Source organism: Hyphomicrobium sp. MC8b (assembly GCF_905067615.1).
Lineage (GTDB): Bacteria > Pseudomonadota > Alphaproteobacteria > Rhizobiales > Hyphomicrobiaceae > Hyphomicrobium_B.
Window position 1 is genome coordinate 445,165 of sequence record NZ_LR898465.1, and the last position, 14,876, is coordinate 460,040.

General features: G+C 61.2%; 13 protein-coding genes. 7 read left to right on the plus strand and 6 right to left on the minus strand.

Translation table 11 applies throughout. The annotated features are described in order from the left end of the window. Positions 1 to 275 precede the first annotated feature (275 nt). Genes dapE through dapD form a run of 3 tightly spaced genes read right to left on the minus strand, consistent with a single transcriptional unit; the run spans position 276 to position 3,045 of the window. Positions 276 to 1,448, minus strand: a complete 1,173-nt coding sequence (gene dapE, locus ACLB1Z_RS02195) for a succinyl-diaminopimelate desuccinylase (RefSeq protein WP_409561840.1) — start codon at positions 1,446 to 1,448, stop codon at positions 276 to 278. Continuing rightward, positions 1,445 to 2,200, minus strand: a complete 756-nt coding sequence (locus ACLB1Z_RS02200) for a hypothetical protein (protein ID WP_409561841.1) — start codon at positions 2,198 to 2,200, stop codon at positions 1,445 to 1,447. Before ACLB1Z_RS02200 ends, dapE begins: the two co-directional genes overlap by 4 nt. A 2-nt stretch (positions 2,201 to 2,202) precedes the next feature. After that, complete coding sequence (gene dapD / locus ACLB1Z_RS02205) at positions 2,203 to 3,045, minus strand: 2,3,4,5-tetrahydropyridine-2,6-dicarboxylate N-succinyltransferase (protein ID WP_409561842.1); 843 nt, start codon at positions 3,043 to 3,045, stop codon at positions 2,203 to 2,205. 263 nt (positions 3,046 to 3,308) lie between these two features. Between dapD and ACLB1Z_RS02210 the strand changes: the two genes are divergently transcribed. Continuing rightward, positions 3,309 to 3,563 carry a hypothetical protein gene (locus ACLB1Z_RS02210; protein ID WP_013945697.1) on the plus strand — a complete coding sequence of 85 codons (255 nt, stop codon included), beginning with the start codon at positions 3,309 to 3,311 and terminating at the stop codon, positions 3,561 to 3,563. A gap of 160 nt (positions 3,564 to 3,723) precedes the next feature. Here the strand turns inward: ACLB1Z_RS02210 and ACLB1Z_RS02215 are convergent, their stop codons facing one another. Then, positions 3,724 to 4,371 carry a TlpA family protein disulfide reductase gene (locus tag ACLB1Z_RS02215; protein ID WP_013945698.1) on the minus strand — a complete coding sequence of 216 codons (648 nt, stop codon included), beginning with the start codon at positions 4,369 to 4,371 and terminating at the stop codon, positions 3,724 to 3,726. 38 nt (positions 4,372 to 4,409) lie between these two features. Here ACLB1Z_RS02215 and argH point away from each other — a divergent pair, with 38 nt between their 5' ends. From argH to lysA, 3 genes are all read left to right on the plus strand, one after another. Next, the gene (argH, locus tag ACLB1Z_RS02220) at positions 4,410 to 5,819 is read left to right on the plus strand and encodes an argininosuccinate lyase (RefSeq protein ID WP_409561843.1); all 1,410 of its coding nucleotides are present in this window, start codon (positions 4,410 to 4,412) and stop codon (positions 5,817 to 5,819) included. 60 nt (positions 5,820 to 5,879) lie between these two features. Next, a complete protein-coding gene (gene lptM, locus ACLB1Z_RS02225; protein ID WP_409561844.1) occupies positions 5,880 to 6,104 on the plus strand; it encodes an LPS translocon maturation chaperone LptM in 225 nt (74 codons plus the stop codon). Between the two features lie 79 nt (positions 6,105 to 6,183). After that, the gene (lysA, locus tag ACLB1Z_RS02230) at positions 6,184 to 7,461 is read left to right on the plus strand and encodes a diaminopimelate decarboxylase (protein WP_409561845.1); all 1,278 of its coding nucleotides are present in this window, start codon (positions 6,184 to 6,186) and stop codon (positions 7,459 to 7,461) included. 9 nt (positions 7,462 to 7,470) lie between these two features. On the opposite strand, the gene ACLB1Z_RS02235 is transcribed toward lysA, so the two are convergent. Continuing rightward, positions 7,471 to 8,754 carry an EAL domain-containing protein gene (locus tag ACLB1Z_RS02235; RefSeq protein WP_409561846.1) on the minus strand — a complete coding sequence of 428 codons (1,284 nt, stop codon included), beginning with the start codon at positions 8,752 to 8,754 and terminating at the stop codon, positions 7,471 to 7,473. Positions 8,755 to 9,079: 325 nt separating this feature from the next. Between ACLB1Z_RS02235 and ACLB1Z_RS02240 the strand changes: the two genes are divergently transcribed. The 3 genes from ACLB1Z_RS02240 (at position 9,080) to ACLB1Z_RS02250 (ending at position 13,908) form a co-directional block, all read left to right on the plus strand. Next, positions 9,080 to 11,746, plus strand: a complete 2,667-nt coding sequence (locus ACLB1Z_RS02240) for a TIGR02302 family protein (protein ID WP_409561847.1) — start codon at positions 9,080 to 9,082, stop codon at positions 11,744 to 11,746. A gap of 55 nt (positions 11,747 to 11,801) precedes the next feature. After that, positions 11,802 to 12,692, plus strand: a complete 891-nt coding sequence (locus ACLB1Z_RS02245) for a hypothetical protein (RefSeq protein WP_409561848.1) — start codon at positions 11,802 to 11,804, stop codon at positions 12,690 to 12,692. Between the two features lie 235 nt (positions 12,693 to 12,927). Further along, positions 12,928 to 13,908, plus strand: coding sequence for a LysR substrate-binding domain-containing protein (locus tag ACLB1Z_RS02250; RefSeq protein WP_409561849.1), 981 nt, complete (start codon positions 12,928 to 12,930; stop codon positions 13,906 to 13,908). Here the strand turns inward: ACLB1Z_RS02250 and ACLB1Z_RS02255 are convergent. Beyond that, on the minus strand, positions 13,905 to 14,855 hold the full coding sequence (locus ACLB1Z_RS02255) for a hypothetical protein (RefSeq protein ID WP_409561850.1): 951 nt from the start codon (positions 14,853 to 14,855) through the stop codon (positions 13,905 to 13,907). The two genes, ACLB1Z_RS02250 and ACLB1Z_RS02255, sit on opposite strands and share 4 nt — an antisense overlap. Positions 14,856 to 14,876: the final 21 nt, after the last annotated feature.

The window sequence follows — 14,876 nt, forward strand, 5'->3', positions numbered from 1 at the left end:
ACAGTCGACGGCGGTCGAGCGACACGCGTTCCGCGCGCCGGCCGCCCGAAACGGAAGTTTTGTTGGCGCGGGCACGGTCAGGTAGTGGCGCGTTCAGTGCCGACGCGCATTTCGCGCTGTATACCACCGTCATGCCGACGAAGGTCGGCACCCAGACAAGTTACAAAATGGCCAGCGTTGCGAGTTGACTGGATCCCGGCCTGCGCCGGGATGACGTTGGGAGTGTTTCACACAACCGGCCCCCCCGCAGGGGAGCCGTGGGCGCAGAGAAAGCTTCAACCGTTGCGGAAATAATTTGTAATGAAGCGTTCGTAGATCGTCGTCAGGGTCTCTAGATCAGAGATGCTTGTATGCTCGTCGACCTGATGGATCGTGGCGTTGACGAGGCCGAACTCGACCACGGGGCAAATATCTTTGATGAAGCGGGCATCCGATGTGCCGCCGCCGGTCGTCAGCGCGGGCGTCCGGCCGGTGACGGATTTCACCGCGTCCTTCAGCGTGGAAACGAGCGGGCCGGGCTTCGTCAGGAAGACGTCGCCGGTACCGGAAAATTCAAGATCGTATTTGGCGTCGACTTCTTTTGCAGCGGCGGCGACCGTCTTGCTGACCCAGTCTTCGATCTTGGGGCGCGTCCAGGCGTCGTTATAGCGAATATTCGCGCGTGCCACCGCGCGGCCGGGGATGACGTTCGTCGCCGTGTTCGGCACGGAGATGACCGTTACCTGCAAGTTCGACGGTTGGAAGTTTTCGGTGCCGTCGTCGAGTTTCGTGGTCGACAGCCGGTCGATGATGCGCGCGAGCTTCGGCACCGGATTGTCCGCGAGCTGCGGATAGGCCGAGTGGCCCTGCTTGCCGTGCACGATGAGATCGATCGTCAGCGAGCCGCGCCGACCGATGCGGATTTCATCGCCTAAAGCTTTCGGGTTTGACGGTTCGCCGACGAGGCAGGCATCGACGACTTCGTCACGTGCTTTCAGCCAGTCGAGAATTTTCATCGTGCCGTTGATCGACGGGCCTTCTTCGTCGCCCGTGATGATGAACGAGAGCGAGCCGCGCGGCAGGCCGTTATAGTGATGGATGTACTTCATGGCCGCGGCGAGAAACGCTGCCACGCAGCCTTTCATATCGACGGCGCCGCGGCCGTAGAGAATACCGTCGCGCACTTCTCCGGCGAATGGGGGGACCGTCCAGGCCGCTTCGTTGCCGACGGGGACAACGTCGGTATGGCCCGCAAACGAAAGATGCGGTCTGCCGGTACCCAGGCGCGCATAGAGGTTATCGACATCGGGCGTGCCGGGTTCCGAGAACACGAGACGGTGGCACGTGAAACCGGCCGGCTCCAGCACGTTTTGCAGCAGCGTCAAAGCGCCGGCTTCGTCGGGCGTGACGCTTTCGCAGCGAATGAGAGCCTGCGCGAGTGCTACGGGATCTGTCGGAACGAGGGTCATGATAAGCCGGGATTTCTAGAGGTCTGTTCGATCGATGGCAATGGTACGTCGCGGCCGTAGAGCGTTTCGATGATCGTAATTTTTTGCCAAATCTTATTCGACAGTTCCGATGTCAGCCGTTCCAGATCGCCTACCGTATCGACGATGACCGAGTCACTCAGCCGTTCGGCATAGAGAGCGGAGCATTTCGCGGTCAGCGACAGCATCTCGGAACAGTAGTCTAGATAGCGCACAAGTTCGATGGGCGTCAGGTTGCGGACGGGCGAGGGTTCTGTTCGTACTGCGCCCATAGCGCTCGGGTCTTTGGTCAATTGGTGCATGTCGATGACGTGCACGATGGAGCGAAGCTCGTGCAGTGCACTCAAGGCGCGGGCGCGCTTCCAGCGGGTTTCGAGCGTCGAGACGAAGAAGGCGCCGCCGCCCAAGAGCACAACGAGATTAAACAGGGCGTCCAGACCCTGCACCGCTTCTGAGAGTTCGTCGGTGCCTTTGAGGGCAGAAATCTGCGATGTGAAGTAAAGCAGCATCGCCAGCGCTGCGCCGATCATGACAATCAAAAGCAGGCGCAGCATCCAGTTCGGACGCGAGACGTATTCGATGCGTTGCGATGTTTGTTTTGCAATGTCGATCAGGCTGTCGCAAACCCGCGACAGGCCCGATCCGGGAAATCGAGACGAGATGCGCAGCTCGAGCCTTTCGAGCGTTTCCACGATTTTCGCGGGGTCGAGGGCTCGATAGCTGCGTGGCGTCACGATCAATCCCGCAAGAGTTCGTTGATGCTGGTCTTCGAGCGGGTCCTGGCATCGACGCGCTTGACGATGACGGCGCAGTAGAGGTTCGGGCCCGGCGCGCCGTTGGGCAGCGGCTTGCCCGGCATCGTTCCCGAGACGACGACGGAATAAGGGGGCACCTTGCCGAAGAATTTTTCTCCCGTGGCGCGGTCGATGATCGTCGTCGAAGCGCCGAGATAGACGCCCATCGACAGCACGGACCCTTCGCCGACTTCGACGCCTTCGGCCACCTCCGCGCGGGCGCCGATGAAGCAATTGTCTTCGATCACGACCGGACCGGCCTGGAGCGGTTCCAGAACACCGCCGATGCCGGCGCCGCCTGAAATGTGGCAGTTCTTACCGATCTGCGCGCAGCTTCCGACCGTCGCCCAGGTGTCGACCATGGTGCCGCTATCGACGTAGGCGCCGAGATTGATAAAGGCGGGCAGCACGACCGCGCCCGGCGCGATGTAGGCCGAGCGGCGGACGACGGCGCCGGGCAGGACGCGGAAACCGCCCTTGCGGAAATCAGCTTCGGTCCAGCCCGCGAACTTCGGCGGCACCTTGTCCCAGAAGAAGCTGCCGGCCGGGCCGCCCGAGATCATTTCCATGTCATTGAGGCGGAAGGACAAAAGAACGGCCTTTTTCAGCCACTGGTTGACGGTCCATGCGCCGTTCACCTTCTCGGCGACGCGGGCCTGGCCGTTATCCAGCAGGGTCAGAGCCGTTTCGACGGCGTCGCGGACTTCGCCTTTTGTGTCGAACGAAATGCCGTCACGGGTCTCCCATGCCGCTTCAATGGTGAATTTCAGCGCATCGTTCGTCATGGGAAGTCTTCTCCAAGGGCTGGCTATCGTCATTCGAGACGCGCCTTGTCGCCTCTTGGACGTGGGGTGTCAATTTCTGCCTGACCCTCGGCTTGCCTATTCCTGGCTGACCCGAGAGGCCGCTCACGGAGCATCCGTGCGAAAGGTGCTGAAAATCGGTTGCGTTCGGGCTTCGGTGTGATTCCGCCCGCATATCGAATCTGGCATGGTTCGCCCTCGTCGGACCGCGCCTCTGCGGCCGCTGCAACAAGGAAGCGATGTCCATGGCGAAATCGGAAAGCACGAGCAAGAAAGTCGCGTCGGCTGCCTCGAAGGTTTTGAAGAGCAAGACGGCGACGAAGGCGGAAAAGGCGGTTGCGGCTTCGGCGCTGACGCAGAAGGGCAGCACGGAAACGACCAGCGCCAAGGTGGCTTCGTCGGCAGCTAAAATCTTGAAGAGCAAGACGGCCAGCAAGGAAGCCAAGTCGGCGGCGGCTTCGGCCCTGACGCAGAAGGTCAAGGCGGCGAAGAAGAAGTAATCTTCAAGGAACTGGCGTCGTCCTCGGGCTTGTCCCGAGGATTGATTGAGCAATTGCCCGGGCGGGAACATGAATCCTCGGCATAAAGCCGAGGATGACAATTGCTTTCGGTAAGGCCGCTGTTTGCAAGAGCGGTGGGATGAACCCGAGCTGTGCGGGCTTAATTGATCGCGGTTTCGATGAGCTTCTTGGCGTCCGCGGAATCCCATTTCGCCGAGCCCGCCAGGCGACCGACTTCCAAGCCGTCTTTGTTGATCAGGATCGTCGTCGGCATGCCGATCAGCTTCAGGGCCATGCCCTGTTTCGCCGTCGGATCGGCGTAGAGGTGCACGTCGGTGGCTTTCAGCTCGTCGAGGAATTTGCGGGAGGCTTCGTAGCCGCCGCGGTCGAGGCTGAGCGTCACGACCTCGAATTTGTCGCTGCCCATTTCCTTTTGCAGCTTGTTCAGCGCGGGCATTTCTTCGCGGCAAGGCCCGCACCACGTTGCCCAGAGGTTCAACAGGATCGTCTTGCCCTTGAAGCTCGACAGGTGAACTTCCTTCCCGGCGGCGTCCTCGAAGGTGATGTCGGGGAGCGCTTCGGGCGGCTTCTTCGTCACAAATGCCGCCATCTCGCCGAGCTTGAAGGACGAGTTGCCCGACGCACCGACGGCCGGAGCGGATGAATCCTGGGCTGCGGCACTAGAAATCTCCGTCGCTTTGTTGTCGAACCAGCCCCCGATGACGTATACGGCGCCGAACCCGGCAAGCGCCGACAGCGCCACGATCCAAAGTGCTTTCTGCGGCCGTGCCTTGCTGTTCGCTGCCATCTGCTAACCTTGTTCGTTTCTCTGATACGGAGCCGTTCGTGACCGACAAGCCCGCCAATGCCATGTGGGGTGGCCGTTTTGCAATGTCTCCCGCGGAGATCATGCAGGAGATAAATGCCTCGATCGGCTTCGACAAGGCGCTCGCCCCGCAAGACATTCGCGGCTCGAAGGCGCATGCGGAGATGCTAGCGGAAGCGGGCATCATCACGAAGGCCGACGCGCGCGAGATTGCAAAGGGTCTGGACAAGATCAAGGCGGAGATCGATGCCGGGACGTTCACGTTTTCGCGTGCGCTCGAAGACGTGCACATGAACGTCGAGAGCCGTCTTAAGGATCTCATCGGCGCAGCGGCGGGGCGGTTGCACACGGCGCGCTCGCGCAACGACCAGGTTGCGACCGATTTCCGGCTCTTTGTGCGCGATGCGATTGACGGCATCGACGTGGCGCTTGCCGCGGTCCAGCAGGCGCTGGCGGAGAAGGCGGAAGCGCATGCGGCGACCGTCATGCCCGGCTTCACGCATCTGCAACCCGCGCAGCCTGTGACGTTCGGTCATCATCTTCTGGCCTACGTCGAAATGATCGCGCGCGATCGCGGCCGCTTTGCCGATGCGCGCAAACGTCTCAATGAAAGTCCGCTTGGGTCTGCGGCGCTGGCGGGAACGTCATTCCCCATCGACCGTGAAATGACAGCCGAGTCTCTGGGCTTCGACCGGCCGATGGCCAACTCGCTCGACGGCGTGTCGGACCGCGATTTCGCGATGGAGACGCTGGCGGCCGCCACCATTACAGCGGTGCATTTCTCGCGGCTTGCAGAAGAAATCGTGATCTGGATGACGCCGCAGTTCGGCTTCGTGAAGCTTTCCGACCGCTTCACGACGGGCTCGTCGATCATGCCGCAGAAGCGCAATCCGGATGCGGCCGAGCTGGCGCGCGCCAAGGTTGGGCGCATCGCGTCGGCGTTCCAGGGCCTCGTCATCGTGATGAAGGGGCTGCCGCTCGCCTATTCGAAGGACATGCAGGAAGACAAGGAGACGACGTTCGACGCGCTGTCGAGCCTGCGTCTCGTCATGGCGGCGATGGCGGGCATGATCTCCGACCTCGAACCAAACGCAGAGGCCATGCGGGCGGCTGCCGGTCGCGGCTATTCGACGGCGACCGATCTTGCCGATTGGCTCGTTCGCGAACTCAAGATGCCGTTCCGGGACGCGCACCACGTCACCGGCTCGATCGTCAAGGCGGCTGAGACCAAAGGCGTTGATCTCGAACAGCTTTCGCTCGAAGAGATGCAAAAGGTCGAGCCGCGCATCACAAAAGCCGTATTCTCGGTGCTGTCTGTGGAAAACTCGGTGAAAAGCCGGACCAGTTATGGGGGAACCGCGCCACAGAACGTCGCCAAAATGGCGCGCCAGTGGCTTCGGCGGTTGGAAAAGGCCCGGCAGAAGGGCTAAGTACCAGGAAGGGTTGCCCGCAGGCTTTGCGGGCTGAGGGGTTTTGGAGTGAATTTGGGCATGGCCGCGCTTTTGCGCTGCATGAGGACCTGGGGGACCATGGTGCTGCTTGGCGCTGTGGCCGCAGGTCTTGCTGGCTGCGGCGTCAAGGGACCGCTGGAGCCGCCTCCGGGCGCGAAGGCTTCGGGCGAGGCCAAATCGGCGGATGCCGCCGACCCTGGCAAGAATTCGGACGCGCCCCCGAAACCGCACGAAAACTTCATCCTCGATCCGCTGCTGCGATAGGCGCTTTTTTTAGGGCCGTCTTGACCTTTCCTGCATTTTCCGGTGAAGCGGACGTTTCTCATCCGCTAGAAGCGCTTCCATGCATCATTTTCAATACAAATCCGGCCTCCTTCACGCGGAGGATGTGAGCCTCGCACGCATCGCCGACGAGGTTGGCACGCCCTTCTACTGCTATTCGACGGCGACGCTGGTGCGCCATTACGAAGTTTTGTCGAAAGCGTTCAAAGGGCAGAACGCGCTGATCTGTTTCGCGGTCAAAGCCAATTCCAACCAGGCCGTGCTGAAGACGATGGCACGGCTCGGCGCGGGTATGGACGTCGTGTCGGAAGGCGAGCTTCGTCGCGCACGCGCCGCGGGTGTTCCGGCGTCGAAGATCATTTTCGCGGGCGTCGGAAAGACGCGGGGCGAGATGGCCTATGCGCTGGAAGAAGGCATTCTCGGTTTCAACGTCGAGAGCGAGCCGGAACTCAAGGCGCTGAGCGAGGTTGCGACGGCGATGGGCCGGACGGCGTCGATCGCCATTCGCGTCAATCCGGACGTCGATGCCAAGACGCATGCGAAGATTTCGACGGGCAAGGCCGAGAACAAATTCGGCGTGCCCTATGCCGATGCGCGACGGCTTTATGCCGAGGCGGCGAAGCTTCCGGGCATCAAGATTTCCGGCATTCATATGCACATCGGCAGCCAGATCACCGATCTTGCGCCGTTCCGCGATGCGTTCCGGCTGATGGCCGATCTGGCGCGCGATCTCAAGGGCGATGGCTTGGGCCTGGAGCATCTCGATATTGGCGGCGGCCTCGGCGTGCCTTATCGCGGCGCCAACGACATTCCGCCGACGCCCGACGAATACGCGGCTGTCGTCAAGGAGACGCTTGGGCCGCTCGGCCTCAAGATCGTGATGGAGCCGGGGCGCATGATTGTCGGCAACGCCGGCGTGCTCGTGACGAAAGTCAGCTACGTCAAGGAAGGTACCGACAAGACGTTCACGATCGTCGATGCGGCGATGAACGATCTGATCCGGCCTACGCTTTACGAAGCCTATCACGACATCTGGCCAGTCGCCGAAGCCCGCAGCGAACTTGCGCCCATCCAGCAGGATATCGTCGGGCCGGTATGCGAGACAGGCGATTATCTCGCCGAAGACCGCGCGCTGCCCCCTTTCGAGCCCGGCGACCTGATTTCTGTGATGACCGCGGGGGCCTATGGCGCGGTGATGTCGTCGACCTACAACAGCCGCTTGCTCATTCCGGAAGTGCTGGTCGATGGCGACAAGTATGCGGTCGTCCGGCCTCGCCCGAGCTATGACGATCTGATCGGCGCGGATCACCTGCCGCCTTGGCTCTCGACCGACCGGTAAGGCTGGCGATCAGCTAGTCCCAGCATTGAATTGGGATTGCGAGCCCGAGCTGCAGCCTGGGCACCTTCGAAGCACGGGCGGATGTTTTCTAAACGCGACTGCGCCTTCCAGCACGCGTTGGCAGCTCTCCAAAGGCGCTTCGGTGTCGAGGGAAACGCCTGAAAAGCCGATAACCTCGCCGGTGAGATCAACAACCCTCGTGCATATCACGCGAAGGTGCCTGTCGCCGTGGACGTAATTTTCTGTGATCGGTTCGTCGCTGAGCAGAGACTGATTGAGGATGCGTTTCACCGTTGCCAAGGTCGGTCCGCTCATGACGTCCGAGATAGTTTTCCCCTCAAGCTCGCTGCCCGTCATGTTATGGATGCTTGCGAACCGATCGTTGGCCCGCACGTGCCGGAAGCTTAGATCCAAGAAACAAAGGCCAACAGGTGCTTGCTTGTAGAGCGTGGCTAACTGGTGAAGCTGCTGAAACGGCGAGACATCGAGTGGTACGTCGACTTCGCTTGTCGATGAGAGAACTTGCAGCGTCCGCCTAGCTTCATCTTTCGATGTTGGTCTGCCGTAGAGCCAGCCCTGGCCTAGGTTGCATCCTAAGTCTCGCAACACGCCTTCCTCTCTCGAGGTTTCGACGCCTTCGGCCACCACCGTAATCCCCAGACTTTGGCCTAGTCCGATAATGGCAGCCGCTATGCGCCGCTTGCTTCGGTCGCGGTCGAGACCTCGGACGAAACAGGCGTCGATCTTGAGCTTGCGAAAGGGGAAGGCCTCAAGGCGCGCCAAGCTCGAATAGCCAGTTCCGAAATCGTCGATCGCGACTTTGATGCCCATGTCGTCGAGTTCGTTGAGATTGGCGTAGGCACCCTCCACGTCCGAAATGAGCGAACTCTCCGTGACCTCTACCTGGAAGCGTGCAAGGGGGAAGCCGGTCGACTGGACGGTTTCGGCGAGCTCGACCGGGAAACCCTTGCCGACCAACTGCTTGGGCGAAAGGTTGAAGGCCAGAAAGAACTGGCCGGGCCAGTCTGCGGCGGCAGGGCATGCCGAATACACGAGATGGTTGAAAAGCTTATCGATCTGATCGTGCTGTTCCAGGAAGGGAATAAACGTTGCTGGGCTGATCTCGCCGGCTTGAGGATCGGTCCAGCGCGCCAGAACCTCGAAGCCTTGCAGGCCGCCTGATTGAATATCGACAATTGGCTGAAATGCCGGCCAAATATGCCCATTTTGAAGGGCGAACGCCAAGCGGGCGCTAACGGCGTCGGCACCTTGTGAATTCACTTCAGAGAGCATAACGATCCTTTGGTGCCCGAACGCGCCCCGTATTGAATCGTCCGCCGGCATCCTAGTAGGAGTGCTGACAGTTTTGGTCGGCAGGGTCAATCTGCGGTTGCTCAGACGACGGAGTTTTCGCGCAGGCGAATTGACGCTCTGCGACAACTTGTGGTGGAGTGGAGATTATTTCCGCCGCAGGAACGACGTCGGCACAAGCTTGTTCTTCCGGCTCACGTGCCCCTTCCAAAATCAGGGAAGTTGCATTTTGTTAACGTGCCAAGACTGGTCCTCGTGATAGCTTGAGTTAATGCCAGAGCCCCAAAGCAGGGACCCCGGTCCCGAAATGTCGCGTTCTTTCGCGCGTAAAGTTCGTCTCAGCGCGCTGGCGTTGTTCTTTGAACGCCTTTGGCCGCGCCTATGGCTTGTGTTCGGCATTGCGATGCTGTTCGCGATGCTGTCGTTCCTGGGGTTGTGGCCGAACCTCGATCCTCTGCCGCATAAGATTTTGCTGGGCGCTTTCGCAGTCGCTGCAGTCGCCGCGGTGATCTACGCGGTGCGCATTCCGTGGCCGACGCGCGATGAAGCGATCCGGCGCATCGAGCGCCGTTCGGGCGTGCCGCATCGGCCCGCGACCTCTTACGAAGATACGCTGACCTCGGGTGCCGAAAACGCCAACACCTCGGCGCTGTGGCAGGCACACCGGCAGCGGCTGGCGAAAGCCATTCAACGGCTGAAGGTCGGTAATCCTGCGCCGCGCACGGATCGGTTCGATCCGTGGGCCGTCCGCGGGCTATTGCTGCTGCTACTGATCCCCGTCGCGGTGATGGCGACCGGCAGCCTCGGAGACCGGCTTGCGGCTGCGTTCCGCTTCGGCACGAACGAGCATGGTCCGCCTGCGCGTCTCGATGCCTGGGTCACTCCGCCGCCCTACACCGGCTTACCGCCGGTGTTGCTGGCTGATGGTTCGAAGCAGGCCGATGAGCAAACACCGGAGCAGGGCAAGTTTTTCGAGGTGCCCGATCATAGCCTGCTGACGCTGAGAGGCGTCGGCTTCGATTCCAATGGCGTCTCGCTCGAAGTCCTCGCGGATGGCGCGACCGAGCCGCTAACCGTCAAGCCAGAGAAGCCGAAGGCCGACGCGCCGAAGAACAGCGACATGGCCAATGTCGCCGAGGTTCGTTACGAGATCCGCAAGTCAGCGCGGGTGCGGGCGCTTGCGGGGTCACAAGAGCTTGGGTTGTGGACGTTCGACGTCATCGTCGATGCGCCGCCGAAGATCGCAATGACGAAGCCGATTAGCGGCACTCCGCGTGGCTCGATGCGCGTGACCTACAAGGCAGACGACGATTACGGCATTCAAAGTGCCGAGGTGAAGCTGCAGAAAATTGCGCCCAAGCCCGTCGATCCGTCAAAGGCGTGGGCGCAGCCGCCCGCGCTCACCGGGCCGCGACTGCCGCTCGAACGGCCGCCGGTGCTGAGCCTGCGCATTCCTCGTCCCGGCGCCAAGACGGTCGATACGTCGACGCTGCTCGACGTGGCTGAGAACCCGCTTGCGGGGCAACGCGTCAAGCTGTGGCTGGAAGCGACGGATGTCGGGGGCCAGATTGGGCGCAGCAAGGCGATCGAGGTGGTGCTGCCATCGCGCCGTTTCAAAAATCCGCTGGCGCGCGCCGTCGTCGAGCAGCGCGGCAAACTCATGGACGATTCGCGCAACCGGCCGATGGTCGTGCGTGCGCTCGATGCGCTGACGATGGAGCCTGAAGGATTCATTACCGACAACGGCGTCTATCTGGGGCTTCGGTCGGTCTTTCATCGGCTCGACCGCGAGGACTCGCGCGAGGCGACCAATTCGTCGGTCTCGGAGCTTTGGCAGATCGCGCTGAAGATCGAAGACGGCGATCTTTCGCAGGCCGAGCGGGCGTTGAAAGACGCGCAGGATCGCTTGTCGGATGCCATCGAGAAAGGCGACGATAAGGAAATTCAAGACGCGATGGCGGAGCTGCGGAAGCGGCTCAACGACTATCTCAACGAGATGCAGAAGCAGGCGGAAAAGGACAATCCGTCTCAAGGCAATCCTCCGGACGATCAGAGCCAGCAACTCGGCCAGCAAGATCTCGATCAGATGATGAAGGATCTTGAAAAGAGCGCGCGGGAAGGGTCACGCGAAGATGCCGAGCGGATGCTCTCAGAGCTGCGCGAACTGATGGATCGGCTGCAGGCGGCCAACACGCCGGAAGCACGCGCACAGCAACAGCGCGCCGAGCAGATGATGAAGAAGCTCAATCAGCTGAGCGATCTCACCGGCAAGCAGCAGCAGCTGATGGACGATACGTTCAGCGAGCGTCGCCGCCAGGAAGGGCAGGGCGGCTCGCAGGAAGATCAGCAGGGTCAGGACGGTCAACCGCGGACCGGTTCCAAGGGCAAGCAGGGCCAGGGCCAGCAGCGCGGCGACAACGGCATGCAGGGCGATCAAGAAGGCGGCGCCGACCAGGGGCAAGGTCCGCAGGGCCAGCAGGGACAGTCTGGCGGGCAGCAACAGCGGCGCGGCAAGGGCAGCTTGCAGGACCGGCAGGCGCAACTGCGCAACGAACTCGATCAGCTCAAGAAGGATCTTGAGCAGATGGGCGCCGGCGATCCCGACAAGCTTGGCAATGCGCAGGATGCGATGGGCAAGGCTCAGGATGCCTTGAAGCAGGGCGATCTCGACGAAGCCGCGAACCAGCAAGGGCAAGCGCTCGACCAGATGCGCCAGAGCGCGCAGCAGATGGCTGAGCAGATGCAGAAGAACGCGCAGCAGCGGCTGGGCCGAGGCGGTTCCTCACCGCGCGATCCGTTTGGACGGCCGCAGCGGGCGCAAGGTCCGGACTTCGGCAATTCGGTGAAGGTGCCGGATGCGATCGACGCCCAGCGGGCGCGTGAGATCCTCGAAGAGCTGCGCAAGCGCGCCGGTCAGAATACGCGTCCCGAGGACGAACTCGAATACATCGACCGGCTGCTGAAGCGGTTTTAGCGGCTTTCTCAGCGTCGGCGCTTCGTGAGGCGAGGCGTTTGTGTAGCAAGAACGATTGGCGGGCCGCTCGCGTGTGATTAAGCGAGCGTTAACGCGGTCTATGCCAAATGTCCTATGCCTCGCGATTCGGTGGAGGGTTGCCGTGACAGCGATCGGTCCCACGTCCAGCTACAACACCCGCGTAGTGGCACTGCAACTTTTGCAGGGCAAGCCAGACTCGCCGTCTTCCTCCAATGACAAGTCCACGTACATCAAATCCAGCGTGGCGTTGGCCGCGAAGGCCGCGTTAGGTGCGTCCCTTGCACCTCAGCCCCAGAATAAGGAAGTCTTCGCATTTCTTGCCGGCGGAGGGTTCAGCGCCAGCTCGGATGATGTTTGGCAAAGCTTGATGGATGTCTTTTCCGATCATGACCTGCAAAAGGAGTTCAGCGATAAGGTCAAGGAGGAGACCGCCAAAGCGCTGAATGAGGATCACAAAAGGATATCGGTGGACGCCGCTAGGCAACTCGCATTGCGCGACGTCGTCAATGCGCATCGCAAACTCTTTCCTGAGGAAGAGTTTTCGTTTTCCGTTACTCCTTCCCGGTATGGCGATATCCCGCCGCCTCCGGTGGCCATTGCGTCCGTTTCGAACATGGCCGCCGAGATCTTTAAAGGAGAGATCGCGCAAAAGCAGGCCGATTATGATGCGGCCGCCGCAGCCGACGAAGTTCAGCCCGATAAAGACGGCGCTAAGCTTGATGCGATGGAGCAAGCTGTCAGCGTACTAACGATGAACGGAGCAGCGGACGTTGATCAAGGTGTCACCGACGCTAAAGCCGCTTATGCAATTCTCACGAAAAAGCTCTATCCCGATTACACCGATGAGACCAGCGGAGCAGCGGCTACTACGACAGCGGCCGAGCCGCAGAAGAAGGGGACGACGGACAACGCTGTGCCCGCATAGAGCAGGGTTGACGAAAGGCATCCCACGCCGACTTCCATTCTGTCAGGATCGCGGTTCGTCATCGAAGGGGCGGCGGTCGGGATAAAGCAGGGCTTCGATCGCTGCGATCAGGTGCTCGATCACACGCATCATCTTGTTCTCCGTTCTCGAATTGCTCTGAGAACGGTGCGCTTCCTCAGCGCTTCGAACAAACGGCGTTACTTTACAGAACGTGTAAGTTTTTGTTACATCAGCCATGGCCCGACGATTACCGCCGCTCAATGCACTGAAAGCGTTCGAGGCCGCCGCGCGGCTGTCGAGCTTTTCGCGTGCGGCCGATGAACTCAATGTTACGCATGCCGCCATAAGCCGGCATGTGCGCGCGCTCGAGGCCGAGTTCCGCACGCCACTGTTCGAACGCACGGGACGCGGCGTGGAGCTGACGGAAGTCGGCCGGTCGTTGGCGCTCGAACTTACAAAAGGGTTCGATCTTCTTGCTGGAGCCGTCAGCCAATTCGCGCGGCCGTCGCGGCGGCGCAAGCGTTTGATGGTCACATCCGATCCGGCTTTCGCCGCGCTCTGGTTGGTGCCGCGGCTCGGCGGCTTTACGGCGCAGAACCCAAATATCGACATCGTTCTTGATGCAACGCCCCGTCTCGTCAATTTTTCCAGAGAGGACGTCGACCTCGGCATCCGCTGGGGCGGCGGTGCCTGGGAAGGACTCGAAAGCAAGCCACTCGCGCTCTCTGAACTGACGCTGGTCTGCAGTCCTCAATTCTTGCGCGACAATCCATTGTTTGTCGCCTCCGATCTGGACGGCAGTCTTCTCATTCAGGAGACGGCGAAGGAATGCTGGGACGCGTGGCTTTCGGCGGCAGGCGTCGCGGACGAGGTAACGCCGTCCGGGCCGACACTTAATGGCGACCTCATCATTGCTGCAGCCGAAGCCGGGCAAGGTTTGGCGCTCGCCGATCAAATCCAGGCGGGTGATGCGCTCATCGCCGGCCGGCTTGTTCGGCCGCTCGATATCAGGGCGACGCGGTTCGGCTATTATCTCGTGCGCCGATCCGGTGCGAAGATTTCGGATGCGGCGATGGCATTCGAAACTTGGCTTGCCGCCGAACTCAAGACGTTCCAGGCGGCCCTCAAATCAATGCAGGCAGTAACTTCAATCAAAAGCCGTAAGACCGGGAAAGCCAAAGCTGCTCCCCGGTCCCGCAGCGTTCGCGTGTCTTAGGGCGTTGCCGGTTTCGGCACGAAGCGCGTGAGGAAACCGCCGATCACCTGATGGCTCGTCAGTTTGGCGCCCGCCCAGCCGTCTTTCGTCGGCTCGCCCGACCACCAGCGCGAGAACTGGCGCCACATGTCGATCGGGAACCAAGTGCCGTCGCGGCCCGTTAGCGGTCCCCAATAATCGGCGCTCGTGAATTTGTATTCGATGAAGACGGAGCCGGTCTTGAGCCGCAGCTCGATGCCGAACAGCGCCTGGGCGACGGGACCGGTGTACTGGTATTCGTAGGTCCGCGATGGTGCGTTCTTCGGATAGATTTCCGAATGCGGGAACGACAGACCCGCGCCCGCGCCGAAGTAGGGCGAGAAGATGCCGAGCGACGGCAGACGCATCAGGCCGTTGAGCGTCAGCATGTTGTGGCCGTGCGTCCATTCGAGTTTCTTGAAGTAATCGCCAACGCGCCCTTTTGGCGGCACCGGCTTGCCGTCAAAGGTGCCTTCCATATCGAACTGCTGGTCGTCGAACGGCGCGTGGACTTTCGAGTGCGTGAAGTCGAGCATCGTGCCGAAGCGGCCGCTGAACCAGCGCTGGATGCGCACGCCGTAGTAAAGCGGGTTCTCGAACGGCAACGTGAACCAGTCGATCTTCTTGATCGTCAGATCAGAGTTGCCGGGCTTCACATAATGAAAATCGCTCGGATAGTGATAAGGCGCGCCGAGGTAGGCGCCGAAGTCGCTTTCGCGGCCGGGATGCTGGGCGGTTGAGACCGGAGGATTGGTCGCGGTGGCACGCGTATCGGAATCGTTCGGGAGCGCTGCCGCCATCACGAGCAGTCCCATCGCTGCGGCGGCTGCCGTCAGCTCGACGGCGCGGGCGATGGTGGACGTCGAAGGCCGGCGAACCGATCCGGGTGCTGGCCACAAGGGTGCCAAAAGGCGTTCGCGTGCGAGCATTGAAAATCCCCCCGTTTGCCG

Coding starts and splice junctions, on each gene's coding strand:
- ACLB1Z_RS02255 (WP_409561850.1), bottom strand. CDS start 14,855: ATGCTCGCACGCGAACGCCTTTTGGCACCCTTGTGGCCAGCACCCGGA.
- ACLB1Z_RS02250 (WP_409561849.1), top strand. CDS start 12,928: ATGGCCCGACGATTACCGCCGCTCAATGCACTGAAAGCGTTCGAGGCC.
- ACLB1Z_RS02210 (WP_013945697.1), top strand. CDS start 3,309: ATGGCGAAATCGGAAAGCACGAGCAAGAAAGTCGCGTCGGCTGCCTCG.
- ACLB1Z_RS02235 (WP_409561846.1), bottom strand. CDS start 8,754: ATGCTCTCTGAAGTGAATTCACAAGGTGCCGACGCCGTTAGCGCCCGC.
- lysA (WP_409561845.1), top strand. CDS start 6,184: ATGCATCATTTTCAATACAAATCCGGCCTCCTTCACGCGGAGGATGTG.
- dapE (WP_409561840.1), bottom strand. CDS start 1,448: ATGACCCTCGTTCCGACAGATCCCGTAGCACTCGCGCAGGCTCTCATT.
- lptM (WP_409561844.1), top strand. CDS start 5,880: ATGGCCGCGCTTTTGCGCTGCATGAGGACCTGGGGGACCATGGTGCTG.
- dapD (WP_409561842.1), bottom strand. CDS start 3,045: ATGACGAACGATGCGCTGAAATTCACCATTGAAGCGGCATGGGAGACC.
- ACLB1Z_RS02240 (WP_409561847.1), top strand. CDS start 9,080: ATGTCGCGTTCTTTCGCGCGTAAAGTTCGTCTCAGCGCGCTGGCGTTG.
- ACLB1Z_RS02215 (WP_013945698.1), bottom strand. CDS start 4,371: ATGGCAGCGAACAGCAAGGCACGGCCGCAGAAAGCACTTTGGATCGTG.